We start from the raw sequence: 14174 nt of genomic DNA, 5'->3' as shown, positions 1-14174 counted from the left end.
CCATTGTGGGTATCCTAAGGCCGGGTGGTGACGCCAACGGCCGACGACAGCTCGCCCGGGAACAGCTGGCTGATGGCGCGGTGCCAGTTGGTCAGCGTGGAGGCGGCCACGTACACGACATCGCGCGGCTGCAATTCGAACTGCTCGGCCAGGGCGAGCGCGCTGGCCGACCGGGCGTCGAGCCGGTAGACCAGCGATCGACCGGGCACACCGGCACCGTGCACCGTATCAGCAGCCGCATCCGCAGCCGCCACATCGTCACCATGCCGTGCGCGACGCACCACGTAGACCTGCCCCGCATCCGCGCTTTGCGGATTGAGCCCGCCGGCCTCGCCCAGCGCCTCGCCCAGCGTCAGGCGACCGTCGTGCATGGTCAGCGCGCGGGGCGACAGCACCTCGCCGCCGACGAACACCTTGCTCTCGTCGCGCGGCGGCGCCCGCACCACGTCGCCATCGGCCAGCAGCACGGCGGCCGGGTGCCCCCGGCCGGTGCTGACACTGTCCGCGGGTGCTGGCGGCAGCGGCAGCCCGCCACCCATCATCGCCGCCAGGTCGATGCGGTAGCGCCGCCCCGCCCGTTCGACCGAGATGCGGCTCTGGTCGGCCGTTGGCAACAGGCCACCGGCACGGTTGAGCGCTTCGAGCACGGTCATGGGAATGTCGTTGATCGGTTGCGGGCCGGGCGTGCGTACCTGGCCATCGACATACACGCGCTGGCTGCGGTAGGCCATCACCGTCACCGTCACGCGCGGCGCCCGGAAGTAGCGTGCCAGCCGCTGCGCCAGCCGGTCGCGCGCCGCTTCGCGGGTGAGGCCGGCCAGCGGCACGGCGCCGGCAAACGGGAAATGTAACTGTCCCTGCTGGTCGATGACAAAGGTGGCCGGCGGTGGTCCGGTCTGACCGTCGAGGTTGTCGGATCGCGACGGCAGGCCGGCGCCGGTCAGCTCGGGATGGTCCCAGACGGTGACGGCCAGCACGTCGCCCACGCCCAGCCGGTAGGCGCTGTCGGTGCCCGCAGCGGTAGCCGGGGCCGGAATCCGGACCGAACCCGGGACCGGGACCGGGACCGGGACCTGGATCGGGACTGGGACCGGCAATGCTGCTGGCCTCGACAGCGCGGACACGGCGCTGGCAGCGTCGTCAACATTGCGCTCGCGGCGCTGCCCGGCCAGCCATTGCGCCGTAATCGGTATCACTTCCGCGTCGCCAGGGGCGGGGGCACGGTGCGAGGTACCGGCGCAGCCGCACAGGTAAAACAACAACAATGCATACAGGAATTTCGCCATCGTCGCCTCCCGGATCAACGACCAGCGTAGTGGGCGCATGCGGCTACGGCCTTGTGCAAGATCAAACGCGCCTGTACCGATGGCCAGCCATCCGGACCGGAAATACCAGCTATCCGACGAAACAGCTTCCCTTTAGCCTGGGTACGGCCTACTCTGGATATAACAACCCGCGCCGGACGCATCTGCATACCGGCCGATACAGAAGGAGACAATCATGGTCACGATCAAGATCGCTGCAATTTTCGGGCTGCTGTTGCTGGCGGCAATGCTGGTGCAGGGGCTGGTGTTCGCGCCGACCAGCAAGGTCACGGCGGCAGCGGTGGAACAGCACCAGCCGGCAGTCGACTTCGACGGCATGCGCCGCGCGTTCCGGGCTTGAACGCGCATCGGTGACGTGACGCACAGAGCTTGAGGGCGCGTCTGCAGCAGACTACTGGTTCGCAGTGCTCGCCACTGCCATTTACTTAACCAGGAGATAGCCCATGAAAACCAACCGCTTGCTTGCCGCCCTCTCGCTCGCTTTCGCCGCCACCGGTGTCGCGTTCGCCCAAAATGCCACGGTGGCCAAGGCCGATGCCGACCGCCTGGCCGCCATCGCCCAGGCCAACCTGGCCGAAATTGCAGCCGGAAAGATCGCGGTTGAAAAATCGGCCAACCCCGACGTCAAGGCGTTTGCCCAGAAGATGATCGACGATCACACCACCGGGCTGGACGATACCAAAAAGGTCGCGGCGGCGAAAAACATCACGTTGCCCACTGCGCCCGACGCTGCCCACCAGAAAATGGCGGCCGAGCTGCAAAAGCTGTCGGGCACGGAATTCGACAAGGCCTACATCAAGCAAGGCGGCGTGGCAGACCATGCCAAAGTGCACGCCAAGCTCAAAAAAGACATGACCGGCGCCAAGGACGCCGATATCAAGGCGCTGGCCACCAAGCTCGAACCGATTGTTGCCGAGCATGGCGACATGGCCAAAAAACTCCAGGAGTCGCTCAAGTAAGTCGCTGAGGTAGCAAGGCGCTCAATCGGCATCGCGGCCCAGCAAACGCCGGGCCACCGCTTCCACCTGGTCGATTTCCACCGGCTTGTTGACGTGGCTGTCGAAGCCGGCCTCCAGCGCCCGTTCGATATCGGCCTTGCGGCCGTAGCCGGTGACCGCAATTGCCGGCACGCTGGCGTTGCGCGCGCCGGCGCGCACGGCGCCGATAAACGCCAGCCCATCCATCTCCGGCATGCCGATGTCGGAAATCAGCAAGTCGATGTCCTCTTCCGCCAGGATAGCCAGCGCGGCGTGGGGCGATGTGGTGGGGCGCACCGTGGCGCCGGTAAATTGCAGCAACTGGGTAAACGCTTCCATCACGTCTTCGCTGTCGTCCACCACCAGTATCCGCACGCCCTCCAACGCCGCTGCGCCCTGTGACGGCGCCAGCGTTTCACGTTCCTGGCGGCGGCTGTCGAGCGGCAGCCAGACCGTGAAGCTGGCGCCCTGGCCGCTGCCGCCGGACGCCGCTTCCACCTGGCCGTTATGCAGTTCGACGATTTGCCGCACCATGGCCAGGCCAATGCCCAGGCCCTTGGTGCCGCGCACGATGCTCGGCGTGCCCTGGCCGAACATGTCGAAAATGGTTGGTAAAAACTCGGCCGCGATACCCTGGCCGTTGTCGCGTACGTCGAGCCGGGCCTGGTCCCCTTCCCTGCTCAGCACCACGTCGATGGTGCCGGCCGCCGGCGTAAACTTGATGGCGTTGTTGAGCAAATTCCAGATCACCTGTTCGATGCGGGTTTGATCGGCATACAGCCACAGCGATTCGTCCGGTTCGCGGTGCGCAATGTGCAGGTTGGCGGCGGCCGGGTCGGCGCGCACCACGTCCACGATCGTGCGCGTCATGACATTGAGATCGATGCGGCGGCGGTTGATCGCCATCTTGCCGGTCTTGAGCCGCGACAGGTCGAGCAAATCGTTGATGATCTTGGCCTGGCTGACGGTGGAGGCACGAATGGTTTCGGCCGCCTTGTTCAGCACGGCATTGCCCTGGGCCCCGGCCAGCCGGCAGATCAGGTCGGCATTCAGGTGGATCAGGTTGAGAGGATGCTTGAGTTCGTGCGACATCACGGCCAAGAACTCGTCCTTGAGTGCATTGGCGGTCTGCGCCTCGGCGCGGCGGTCGCGTTCGAGCGCCAGTTGCTCCGAGCGCTGCTGGTCGTGCTCCACGCGGCCGGTGAGGTCGCGGCCGATCTTGGCGTAGCCGAAGAATTCGCCGTCGGCCAGCGGCGCCATCACGCCGCTGCAGAAGAACCGGCTGCCATCCTTGCGCAGGTGCCAGCGCTCGTCTTCGGCACGGCCGTCTTCACGCGCGCGGCGCTTTTCGTCGTCCGGCGCGCCCGCTGCACGGTCCTCGGGGGTGAAGATGATGGCGTCGTGGCGGCCCAGCACTTCCTGCTCGGTATAACCGAAGATGCGCTCGGCGCCGCTGTTGAAACTGGTGATGCGGCCATCGCAATCGAGCGTCATGATGGCGTAATCCTTGGTGCTGGCAGCCACCAGGCGCATGCGTTCCTCGTTGCGGCGCATCTGCTCTTCGGCCCGACGGCGGCCCGTGATGTCGATAAACGTGAGTACTGCGCCATCGATGCGGTCCTGCCCGGTGCGGTACGGCAGGATGCGGCTGATGAACCAGCGGCCATCGTCGCTGCTCACTTCGCGCTCGACCACGCGCAGGGTATCGAACGAGGTGCTGGCGTCGGTGGCCAGTTCGGGATAGTCGAGCTTGTGGGTGATGTCGTGCAACGGCCGGCCGACGTCGCCGGGGATCAGGTTGAACAGCGTGGCCGCGTGCGGCGTGTAGCGCTTGATGCGGCGGCTGCGATCGACAAAAATGGTGGCGATGTCGGTGGACGTGATCAGGTTTTGCAGGTCGTCGTTGACCTTGCCCGCTTCCTCCACTTTGTTCTTGAGCTCGTAGTTCACGGTCACCAGTTCCTCGTTGACCGATTGCAGCTCTTCCTTGCTGGTTTCCAGTTCCTCGGTGGCCGAGCGTAATTCTTCGTTGATCGCTTGCAGCTCTTCGTTGGACGCCTTCAGTTCCTCGTTGGAGGTTTCGGAATGCTAGACCGTGTCCTGCAGCTGCGCCTTGGTGCGGCGCAGTTCTTCCTCGAGGCCGGTGAGCACGGCGTCCTGCTCGACACCGTCGGCGTTGATGACCTGCTCTTCCGTGGTCTGCTCGGCCTTGTGGAACAGCACCAGCACGAAGTCGGTGCCGGTGTTCACATCGAACACCGGCCGCACCGCGATATTGACGTAGAACGACCGCTCGCCGCGCTGCATGACAATCCGGCGGGTTTCAACACTCTTGCCGCTTTGAATGGCCTGGAACATCGCCGTGCGCAACTCGAGCCGCAACTCGGGCTCCACCAGCGTGATCAGGTTGCGCGAGGGCTCGCCGGCGGCATGGCGCAGGAACTGGTGGATACCTTCCGACAGGTGCACGATGTTCGAATCATGATCGACCAGCGCGCTGGGCGGCGCGTATTCGGCCAGCAGCCGCTGGTGCACCGATGCATACGAAAAAATCACCTTGTCGGGCTGGGCCGGGTTGGCCGCTGCCAGGTGTGGTACCGGCGCCACTACCAGCGGAATTGGCGGGGCCGTGCGGGCAAACCGCGGCGCCGGCTTGGCGCGGTACAGGCGGTTTTTCTTATCGACCGGCACGAAAAACTCGGCCAGCGTATCGGCCGATTCGGAGCTGCCCAGGAACAGGTAGCCGCCCGGCTTCAGGGCGAAATGAAACATTTCAAGCAATTGCGCGTGGGTGTCGCGGTTCAGGTAGATCAGCAGGTTGCGGCAACTGATCAGGTCGAGCCGCGAGAACGGCGGATCGCGCAGCACGTTCTGGCTGGCGAACAGGATGGTGTCGCGCAGTGTTTTGCGAATGCGGTAGCGGCCGTCCTCGCGCGTAAAGTGCTGGGCCAGCCGGGCCTCGCCCACGTCGTCGGCAATGCTGGGGGCGTACAGGCCGGCACGCGCAACCGCAATGGCGCGCTCGTCAATGTCGGAGCCGAACAACTGGAATTTGTAGCCGAGGTTGGCGCTGTCGGCATGTTCGGCCAATAGCATTGCCAGCGAATAGGTTTCCTGGCCGGTGGAGCACGCCACGCTCCACACCCTTACCAGGTCGTCGTCGTGGCGGTCGCGGAACAACTCGGGCACGACGTCCTGCGCGAGCACGTCGAACGCTTCGCGGTCGCGGAAAAACTGGGTGACGCCGATCAACATGTCGGCCAACAAGGCATTTCCTTCGCCGGGTTCCTGGCGCAGCAGGTCGCGGTAGTCTTGCAGCGCGTGCAGCTCGCGTACCTGCAGGCGCCGCTCGATGCGTCGCAGCACCGTGGCCTGCTTGTATTTAGAGAAATCGTGGCCGGTACGGGTGCGCAGCAGGCCGAGAATCTCGCGTACGATCTCGTCCTGTCCCGGCTCGGACGGCGTCGGCGCATTGGCTGCCGCCTGCGGCAGGTCGATGTCGCGGAGGTTGCGGAGATTGCGCCACAGGTCTGCCAGCTTGTGCGGCATTTGCGCTGCCGGTAATACAAAGTCGGCAAAGCCGGTGTCGATGGCTGCGCGCGGCATGCCGGACTGGCCAGCATCCTCGGGCGCCTGCACCAGCACCATCCCCCCCTGGTCCTTCACCAGCGACAGGCTGCCGATGCCGTCCACGCCGGTGCCGCTCAAGATCACCGCCACCGCGCGCGGCCCGTGCGCCAGCGCCAGCGTGCGCATGAACTGGTCGATCGCCACCGGCGGCCCGCCCGGTTTACGTTCGCCCACGCGCAGGTAGCCGTCGTTCATCTCCAACGTCAGATTGGGAGAAATGATATACACCGTATTCTGTTCCACGTGCACCGGCCTGGTGACCACCACCACCGGCATGCGGGTGGCACGCTGCAAGATGGCGTCGGCATTGCTGTCGTGCACCGGCGACAAATGCATGACCACTACGTAAGCGGCGCCGGCATCGATCGGGGCATGTCCGAAGAAATCGAGCAGCGCCTCGATGCCGCCGGCAGATGCGCCGAGGCCGACCACCGGAAACTGCTGGGCGCTGCGCATGACCTTGTCCTGGACAAGATGGATGCGCTGGGGAGAATGATCGGACGGGGCCATATCAGCAGTTCCGGTAAAAAAGAAGGTCAATTTTACACCGTTGAAAATTTTTCCATCTGTATTAAATATGCGACGTACGACGCGACCTGCGCGCATGTGAGAAAACGCACCGAACTAAAACGCTCCCAGCACCAGCATGGTCGGAAGAGGAGGAACATCGATGCAAAAACTGATACTGATAGGCGCCTCGGCCGGGGGCGTGGCGGCACTCACGCACATTACCGCCGCCCTGCCCGCCGACCTGCCGGCCACGGTGCTGATCGTCATGCACATTGGCGCGCGTCACAGCCTGTTGCCTGACATCCTGCAAAAGCGCTGCCCGCTTCCGGTCACCCACGCCGTGGACCGGGCGCCGCTATTGCCGGGCCAGGTGTTGATCGCGCCGCCCGATTGCCACCTGACCGTGGAACAGCACGACGGCCAGCCGCGCGCGCGCCTGTGGCACGGCCCCAAGGAAAACTACACGCGCCCAGCCATCGATCCGCTGTTCCGCTCGGCCGCCGCCGCCTTCGACGGTCACGTGATCGGCGCCATCCTGACCGGTTATCTCGACGATGGCACGGCCGGCCTGCAGGCCATCAAGGCCTGCGGCGGCCAGGCGGTAGTGCAAGACCCGCAGGAAGCGCAAGTGCCCGACATGCCGGCCAGCGCGATCGGCAACGTCGCGGTGGATCACGTGCTGCGCGTCGCCGAGATGGGTGCGCTGCTGACCAGCCTGGCGGCGCTGCCACCAGAGGCACCATCGGCGCCACCGCCACCACCGGCGCCGACGTGGGTAAAAGTGGAAAACAGCTTCGTGCAAGGCAAAGCCGGTTTGCCGGACCTGCAGCGCATCGGCAAGCCGAGCGGCTATACCTGCCCCGAGTGCGGCGGCGCGTTATGGCAACTCGACGGCGCGGCGCCGGCGCGGTTCCGGTGCCACACCGGCCATGCCTTCACCGCGCGCGTGCTGGCCCATCTGCAGGAAGAAGCAGTGGAAGCGGCGCTGTGGTCGGCGCTGCGGGCGCTGCAGGAGCAACAACGGCTGGAGCAGGAATTGTTGCGCGACGACCCGCAGCGGGCGGAGAAACTGCAGGCCAATATCGCCATCTTGCAGGGGTTGCTGGCCAAGAGCATCTAAATGGCGGCGCAGCTCGTGTGGCACGCCCACACCGCCGGCTGACCGATGGCCGCGCGCAGCGCATCGAGCAGCGCCGTCACCCGCGGCGGCGGCTGGCGCAACGCGCGCAGCGCGTGGATGCCGGTGCTGGCGCGCGGTTGCTGCGACCATTCGGGAAACAGCTGGCGCAGGTGACCGGCATGGATGTCGGGCCCCACCACCCAGTCGGGCAAATACGCGATGCCCATGCCCTCCTGCGCGGCCAGGCGCATGGCCTCGAAGTCGTCGCAGGCAAACACCGGCTGGCCGCCGCACGCGCGCGCCGGTTGGCCCAGCACGTCGGTCCAGCCCAGCAGGTCGGCGCCGTGCAGCTTGTCGATCAGGCGATGGCAGCTCAAATCGTCGAACGATGCAGGCGTGCCGGCGCGCGCCAGGTAGGCAGGGCTGGCGCACAGGATACGGGTTTGCGTGGCCAGGCGGCTGGCGATCAGGGTGCTGTCGGCCAGGTCGCCGATGCGGATCACCAGGTCCAGGCGCTCGGCCACCGGGTCGGCCAGGCGCTCGGTCAAATCCAGTTCCAGCCGCAGGTCGGGGTATTGGCAGGCCAGTTGCCCCATCACCGGCAGCACGTAGCGTTTGCCGAAGGTGGGAAAGCACGCCACCCGCAACACGCCCGTCACCTCCCCCTTCATCGAAGCGAGTTCCTGCTGGGCGTCGGCCAGCGCGTCGAGGATCTGGCGTGCGCGTATCAGCAACGCTTCGCCGGCGTCGGTGAGCGTAAGCAGCCGCGTGGAGCGCAGGAACAGCGGCGACTCCAGGTGCTCTTCCAGCATGTCGATCTGGCGACCGATGGACGACGGCGTGCGTCCGCGCCGGCGGCCGGCACCGGAAAAACTGCCCTCGCGCGCGACATCGACGAACACGCCGAGAAATTCCGCGAATTTTTCTGATTGCATCTTTGCGTTCCTTGCATAGCGGTTGTGGGACGGCGCCCGCTTATCACGCGCGCCGTCCGGTTCTACGCTTCTTTCCACGGCAACTCAACTCTACCAAGGAAAAAACCATGCGTACCTTTAATTATGACCCGCTCTCCCTGTTCATCGACGGCGCCTGGATCGCCGCCGGCAACCGCGATACCGCGCCCGTGGTCAATCCCGCCAATGGCGCGATCCTGGGGCGCGTGCCGCTGGCCACCGCCGCCGACCTGGACCTGGCGTTGGCCACCGCGCGCAGCGCCTTCGACGTGTGGCGCCGCACCGTGCCGGCCGAACGTTCGCGCATCCTGCGCCTGGCCGCCACGCTGATGCGCGAGCGCGCCGAACGCATTGCCACCCTGATGACGCTCGAAGAAGGCAAGCCGCTGGCAGAAAGCCGCGACGAAGTGCTGCGCGCCGCCGAATACTTCGAGTGGTTCGCCGAAGAGGCGCGCCGCATCGATGGCCGCGTGGTGCCGTCCAACCGTCCCGGCGTGCAGCAGCTCGTCAAGCGCCAGGCGATCGGCCCGGTGGCCGCATTCACGCCGTGGAACTTCCCGGCGATTACCCCGGCGCGCAAGCTGTCGGCGGCGCTGGCCGCCGGCTGCAGCGTGATCCTCAAACCCGGCGAGGAAAGTCCGGCCACCGCCCTGGCGCTGGCGCGCTGCCTGGACAACGCCGGCCTGCCCAAGGGCGTGCTGCAAGTGGTGTTCGGCGTGCCGGACATGGTGTCGGCGCAGCTGATCGCCTCCCCCGTGATCCGCAAGGTGGCCTTTACCGGCTCGGTACCGGTGGGCCGCCTGCTGTCGGAGCGCGCCGCCGCCGGCGTCAAGCCGATCACGCTCGAACTCGGCGGCCACGGCCCGGTGCTGGTGTTCGACGACGCCGATATCGAGGCTGCCGCAGTTGGCGGTGCCGCCAACCGTTTTCGCGGCACCGGGCAAATCTGCATCTCGTCCACCCGCTTTTTGATCCAGCGCGGCGCGTACGACCGGTTCGTGGAACGCTTCGTCGCCGCCACCGGCGCGCTGGTGATCGGCGACGGCATGGGGTCGCAGACGCAGGTTGGACCAATGGCCAATCCGCGTCAACTGGCCAAAATGGAGGCCCTGGTGGCCGACGCAGTCGAACAGGGCGCCACCGTGCTCACGGGCGGCAAGCGCATCGACCGCCGCGGCTACTTTTTCGAACCGACCGTGCTGGCCGATGTGCCGATGACTGCCCGCATCATGCACGAAGAACCGTTCGGCCCGATCGCCGTGCTGATGAAATTCGACACGCTGGAAGATGGCCTGGCCGAGGCGAACCGCTTGCCATACGCCCTGTCGGCATATGCCTTTACGACCAATGCCCGTACCGCGCTCGACGTCGGCGACGGCCTGGAAGCAGGCATGATCGGGATTAACCAGTACCGCATCGTCGCCACCGAATTGCCGTTCGGCGGCATGAAGGAAAGCGGTCATGGATCGGAAGGCGGGACAGAAGGGATAGGCCACTATCTCACCAACAAGTTCATCAGCCAGGCGTGACGGGCCCATTTGTGCAAAAGGCGCATAACGGCTTATCACCATCAGCCAGTTATCGCCTTGTCAAAAGATTGTTACGCTCAAAAGGAATGAAAAACTACCGAGGAGCAGGACAATGGCGCAAACGCTAAGGGTGAACGGTCACGAACATGTCGTGGACGTCGAAGGCAGCACACCGCTGCTATGGGTGATACGCGACGTGATCGGCATGACCGGCACCAAGTTCGGCTGCGGCATCGCCCAGTGCGGCGCCTGCACCGTGCACCTGGACGGTAACCCGGTGCGCTCGTGCGTGCTGCCCGTGTCAAGCGTGGGCAACCGCGAAGTGACCACCATCGAAGCGGTGGGCGCCACCGACAGCGGCAGGCGTATCCAGGAGGCGTGGCTGGCGGTGGACGTGGTCCAATGCGGCTACTGCCAGTCGGGCCAGATCATGTCGGCCGCCGCGCTGCTCAAGCGCACGCCGAACCCTACCGACGCCGATATCGACGCGGCCATGTCCGGCAATATCTGCCGCTGCGCCACCTACGTGCGCATCCGCGCCTCCATCAAGCAGGCCGCCACCGGCAAGATCGCGGTCACCCAAGCGATTCCTGTCACCGCGATCGGAGGCCGCAAATGAGCCGCGTCGATGAAACCGTTTCGGCCGGGCGCCGCCAGCTGTTGCAAGCCGCCGGCCTGTCGGTGGCCTTCGTGTGGCTGGCCACGCCCAAGACCGCGCTCGGCATGGTCACCCCGCATCGCCAGGCCGGCGACGCCGAAGCGGCAGCGGCAGACGGTGCACCTGCCTTTGCTCCCAATGCGTTCGTGCGCATCGACACCAGCGGCGCCATCCGCCTGGTGATGCCGATGGTGGAAATGGGCCAGGCCATCTACACCGGTTCGTGCATGCTGCTGGCCGAGGAGCTGGACGTCGACCTGGACCAGATCCAGGTGGAACACGCGCCGGCCAGCGACGAGCTGTATGGCATGAAGCTGCTCAAGGGGCAGATCACGGGCGGCTCCACCAGCACCCGCAGCACGTTTACCGAACTGCGTGAAGCCGGCGCCATCGCCCGCACCCTGCTGGTATCGGCCGCAGCCGCCAAATGGAAGGTGGCGCCCGCCGACTGCGTGGTGGAGCGCGGCGTGATCCGGCACCCTGCCAGCGGCAGAAAGCTCGCTTACGGCCAGGTGGCGGCCGCCGCCAACCAGTTGCCCGATCCCGGCGCAGTCAAACTCAAGTCACCTGCCGAGTTCCGCCTGATCGGCAAACCGATGGCGCGCCTGGACTCGGCCGACAAGGTCTACGGTGTCACCAAGTTCGGCATCGACGTCAGCGTGCCCGGCATGCGAATCGCCACGGTCAAGGCCTGCCCTACCTTTGGCGGCAAGCTGGTGAAGTTCGACGACCGCGCCACGCGGACCGTGCCCGGCGTGATCGACGTAATCAGGATCGACAACGCGGTGGCAGTGGTCGCCATCCACTTCGGCGCGGCCAGGCGTGGCATGGAACTGCTGGAGATCGAATGGGACCGGGGCGCCAATGCGACGCTGACGACGCGCGACCTGCGCGCGGGACTCGCCGCCAGCCAGGCCAATGGCAAGGCCATCCCCGGGCGCGAAGCAGGCACGCGTCCCGCCGGCGAATTGATCGAGGCCACGTACAAGCTGCCGATGCTGGCCCACGCCACCATGGAGCCGCTCAACGCCACCGTCCACGTTACTGCCGACCGCTGCGAGATATGGGCCGGCACCCAGGTGCCGACCAGGGTGGTGGCCAATGCGGCCAGGATCACCGGCCTGCCGGTGGCGCAGGTGGTGCTGCATCCGCAATACCTGGGCGGCGGGTTCGGCCGGCGACTGGAGAGCGATTACGTGGACCAGGCGGTGATGTTCGCCAGGCTGGTCAAGTACCCGCTCAAGATCATCTGGACCCGCGAGGAAGACATCGGCCACGACATCGTGCGCCCGATGTACCACGACGTGATTTCGGCGGTGGTCGATGCCAGCGGCATGCCGGTGTGGTACGGCGACCGCATTTGCAGCGCCACCGTATTGGGGCGCTGGCGACCGGGCGGCATGCGCCCGAACGGCCTTGATGGCGACGCCATCGAATGCGTGGCCGACATGCCCTATGCGATTCCCAACATGAAGGTGGAATGGGTGCGCCACGATATGCCGCCGGGACTGCTGGTGGGCTGGTGGCGTGGGGTGGGCGCGCTGCACAACCTGTTCATCGTCGAGAGCTTTTTTGACGAACTGGCGCACCGCGCCAAGGCCGATCCGGTCGCGTGGCGCCGCGCCCTGCTGCGCCACAACCCGCGCGCCACCGCCGTGCTGGACCTGGCGGCGGCCAGAATGGGCTGGGGCGCTGCCCTGCCTCAGCGCGTGGGCCGTGGCGTGGCCCTGGGCGAGCCGTTCGGCAGCAAGGTGTGCGCCATGGTGGAGGTGGAAGTCACGCCCGCGGGCGACGTGCGCCTGCGGCGCGCGGTGGTGGCGGTCGATTGCGGCATCCCCGTCAACACCGGCTCGATCGAAGCGCAAATCCAGGGAGGCCTGCTGTTCGGGCTGTCCGCCGCGCTGTTCAACGAGGTAACCATCGCCAACGGCGCCATCGAGCAAAGCAATTTCAACGACTACCGCATGATCAGAATGAACGAAACACCCGACGTCGAAGTCCACATCGTCCCCAGCACCGAGGCCCCCGGCGGCATCGGCGAAGTGGGCACCGCCATCGCCGCACCGGCGCTGGCCAACGCGATTTTTGCCGCCACCGGCGTACGCCTGCGCGAACTGCCGATCCGGCGCGAGCTGCTGGCGCAAAAAAGGAGCAGGGCATGAAACGCATGTTGATCATTGCGCCCGTGTGCGCCGCAGTCCTCGGCACGTCTGCGTATTTTTACCTCACCCGTTCCGATCCCACACCGGGCACCGCGCCGGTACTGGCAGGAGCGCCGGTGTCGGCCTCGAAAATCGTGCGCGGCGAGTACCTGGCCAAGGCGGCCGACTGCGTGGCCTGCCACACGGTTGCCGGCGGCAAGCCGTTTGCCGGCGGCCTGCCGTTCAAGCTGCCGTTCGGCACCCTGTACTCGTCCAACATTACGGCCGACCAGGCAACCGGCATCGGCAAGTACAGCGACGACGACTTCGTGCGCGCACTGCACGACGGTGTGCGCCACGACGGCAAGCGCCTGTATCCCGCCTTCCCGTACACGTCGTATTCGCTGCTGAGCCGCGACGATGCGCTGGCGATCAAGGCCTATTTATTCAGCCTGCCGACCGTCACGCAGCAGACGCCGCAGCCCGACCTGGCCTTTCCGTTCAACCAGCGCTGGGCGATGGGCTTCTGGAACGCGGTGTTCTTCAAGAGCGAGCGCTTCAAGCCGGCGCCCGACAAGTCGGCGCAGTGGAACAGCGGCGCTTACACGGCCATTGCGCTGGCCCACTGCGCCGAATGCCACACGCCGCGCAACCTCGGCTTCGCGCTCGACCACCGCAATGAACTGGGCGGCGCGGTGGTCAACGGCTGGCAGGCGCCCAACATCACGTCCGACCCGGTGCACGGCATCGGCAAGTGGACCGACGCCGAGTTGTACCAATATCTGCGCGCTGGCCACGCCCCAGGCCACGGCGCCGCCTCCGGCCCGATGCGCGAAGCGGTGAAAAACAGCCTGCAATACCTCGATCCCACCGACATCCGCAACCTGATCACCTACCTGCGCAGCGTGCCACCGCGCAACGGCGACAACCCGATCGTCGTCAATCCGCAGCCGGACAGCGTGGCCAAGGCCAGCGCATACGCGCCGGCGCCTGATACCCCGGCCCACCTCAAGGACGGCCTGCGCCTGTTCGAGAGCAGCTGCGCCAGCTGCCACCAGTGGAACGGCGACGGCCCGCAATCGCCATACGCCGCGCTGCTGGGCGCACGCTCGGTCAACGACCCGTCGGGCCGCAACGTGGTGCAGATGATCCTGACCGGCACCAGGGCGCACATCGCCGGTGCGGAGGTGTTCATGCCGGCGTTCCGGGCGTCGCTCACCGATGACGAGATTGCGCAGCTGAGCAACTACGTGCTCTACCAGTTCGGCGGCAAGCAGGGCAAGGTGACGGCGGCGGGAGTGGCGAAGCAGCGGCAGGACTGATCCCCCAGT

General features: G+C 66.2%; 11 protein-coding genes. 7 read left to right on the top strand and 4 right to left on the bottom strand.

The genetic code is table 11. From position 1 onward, the window contains the following. Positions 1 to 14: 14 nt before the first annotated feature. Entirely contained in the window at positions 15 to 1286 is a 1272-nt protein-coding gene (locus J2X54_RS18845; RefSeq protein WP_310182600.1) for a polysaccharide biosynthesis/export family protein, read from the bottom strand. A 214-nt stretch (positions 1287 to 1500) separates the two neighbouring features. On the opposite strand from J2X54_RS18845, the gene J2X54_RS18840 reads away from it, so the two are divergent. Beyond that, a complete protein-coding gene (locus J2X54_RS18840; RefSeq protein WP_310182599.1) occupies positions 1501 to 1665 on the top strand; it encodes a hypothetical protein in 165 nt (54 codons plus the stop codon). Positions 1666 to 1768: 103 nt separating this feature from the next. Next, positions 1769 to 2284, top strand: a complete 516-nt coding sequence (locus J2X54_RS18835; protein ID WP_310182597.1) for a DUF4142 domain-containing protein — start codon at positions 1769 to 1771, stop codon at positions 2282 to 2284. 21 nt (positions 2285 to 2305) lie between these two features. Here J2X54_RS18835 and J2X54_RS18830 read toward each other — a convergent pair whose 3' ends face one another. Next, the gene (locus J2X54_RS18830) at positions 2306 to 4258 is read right to left on the bottom strand and encodes a PAS domain-containing protein (protein ID WP_310182596.1); all 1953 of its coding nucleotides are present in this window, start codon (positions 4256 to 4258) and stop codon (positions 2306 to 2308) included. A 132-nt stretch (positions 4259 to 4390) separates the two neighbouring features. Continuing rightward, positions 4391 to 6442: a CheR family methyltransferase gene (locus tag J2X54_RS18825; protein WP_310182595.1), complete on the bottom strand. Its 2052-nt coding sequence runs from the start codon at positions 6440 to 6442 to the stop codon at positions 4391 to 4393. 160 nt (positions 6443 to 6602) lie between these two features. Between J2X54_RS18825 and J2X54_RS18820 the strand changes: the two genes are divergently transcribed. After that, positions 6603 to 7562, top strand: a complete 960-nt coding sequence (locus tag J2X54_RS18820; RefSeq protein ID WP_310182594.1) for a chemotaxis protein CheB — start codon at positions 6603 to 6605, stop codon at positions 7560 to 7562. Here the strand turns inward: J2X54_RS18820 and J2X54_RS18815 are convergent. After that, positions 7559 to 8497 (bottom strand): LysR substrate-binding domain-containing protein, encoded by a 939-nt coding sequence (locus tag J2X54_RS18815; protein ID WP_310182593.1) that lies wholly within the window; start codon positions 8495 to 8497, stop codon positions 7559 to 7561. The genes J2X54_RS18820 and J2X54_RS18815 overlap by 4 nt on opposite strands. Positions 8498 to 8604: 107 nt before the next feature. Here J2X54_RS18815 and J2X54_RS18810 point away from each other — a divergent pair, with 107 nt between their 5' ends. The 4 genes from J2X54_RS18810 (at position 8605) to J2X54_RS18795 (ending at position 14165) form a co-directional block, all read left to right on the top strand. After that, positions 8605 to 10044, top strand: coding sequence for an NAD-dependent succinate-semialdehyde dehydrogenase (locus tag J2X54_RS18810; RefSeq protein WP_310182592.1), 1440 nt, complete (start codon positions 8605 to 8607; stop codon positions 10042 to 10044). A gap of 112 nt (positions 10045 to 10156) precedes the next feature. Next, positions 10157 to 10663: a 2Fe-2S iron-sulfur cluster-binding protein gene (locus J2X54_RS18805; protein ID WP_310182591.1), complete on the top strand. Its 507-nt coding sequence runs from the start codon at positions 10157 to 10159 to the stop codon at positions 10661 to 10663. Further along, positions 10660 to 12864: a molybdopterin cofactor-binding domain-containing protein gene (locus tag J2X54_RS18800; RefSeq protein WP_310182590.1), complete on the top strand. Its 2205-nt coding sequence runs from the start codon at positions 10660 to 10662 to the stop codon at positions 12862 to 12864. The genes J2X54_RS18805 and J2X54_RS18800 overlap by 4 nt, the downstream gene beginning before the upstream one ends. Next, entirely contained in the window at positions 12861 to 14165 is a 1305-nt protein-coding gene (locus J2X54_RS18795; protein WP_310182589.1) for a cytochrome c, read from the top strand. The genes J2X54_RS18800 and J2X54_RS18795 overlap by 4 nt, the downstream gene beginning before the upstream one ends. Positions 14166 to 14174: the final 9 nt, after the last annotated feature.

Source organism: Duganella sp. 3397, assembly GCF_031456625.1.
In the GTDB taxonomy this organism is placed as follows: domain Bacteria; phylum Pseudomonadota; class Gammaproteobacteria; order Burkholderiales; family Burkholderiaceae_D; genus Rugamonas; species Rugamonas phyllosphaerae.
Note: the sequence above shows the minus strand (reverse complement) of the source record. Positions and strands in the feature narration are given on the sequence as shown.

What these genes read in the sequence shown, in the direction of transcription:
- J2X54_RS18825 (WP_310182595.1), bottom strand. Translation starts at nt 6,442, where the DNA reads ATGGCCCCGTCCGATCATTCTCCCCAGCGCATCCATCTTGTCCAGGAC.
- J2X54_RS18820 (WP_310182594.1), top strand. Translation starts at nt 6,603, where the DNA reads ATGCAAAAACTGATACTGATAGGCGCCTCGGCCGGGGGCGTGGCGGCA.
- J2X54_RS18795 (WP_310182589.1), top strand. Translation starts at nt 12,861, where the DNA reads ATGAAACGCATGTTGATCATTGCGCCCGTGTGCGCCGCAGTCCTCGGC.
- J2X54_RS18845 (WP_310182600.1), bottom strand. Translation starts at nt 1,286, where the DNA reads ATGGCGAAATTCCTGTATGCATTGTTGTTGTTTTACCTGTGCGGCTGC.
- J2X54_RS18810 (WP_310182592.1), top strand. Translation starts at nt 8,605, where the DNA reads ATGCGTACCTTTAATTATGACCCGCTCTCCCTGTTCATCGACGGCGCC.
- J2X54_RS18805 (WP_310182591.1), top strand. Translation starts at nt 10,157, where the DNA reads ATGGCGCAAACGCTAAGGGTGAACGGTCACGAACATGTCGTGGACGTC.
- J2X54_RS18835 (WP_310182597.1), top strand. Translation starts at nt 1,769, where the DNA reads ATGAAAACCAACCGCTTGCTTGCCGCCCTCTCGCTCGCTTTCGCCGCC.
- J2X54_RS18815 (WP_310182593.1), bottom strand. Translation starts at nt 8,497, where the DNA reads ATGCAATCAGAAAAATTCGCGGAATTTCTCGGCGTGTTCGTCGATGTC.
- J2X54_RS18840 (WP_310182599.1), top strand. Translation starts at nt 1,501, where the DNA reads ATGGTCACGATCAAGATCGCTGCAATTTTCGGGCTGCTGTTGCTGGCG.
- J2X54_RS18800 (WP_310182590.1), top strand. Translation starts at nt 10,660, where the DNA reads ATGAGCCGCGTCGATGAAACCGTTTCGGCCGGGCGCCGCCAGCTGTTG.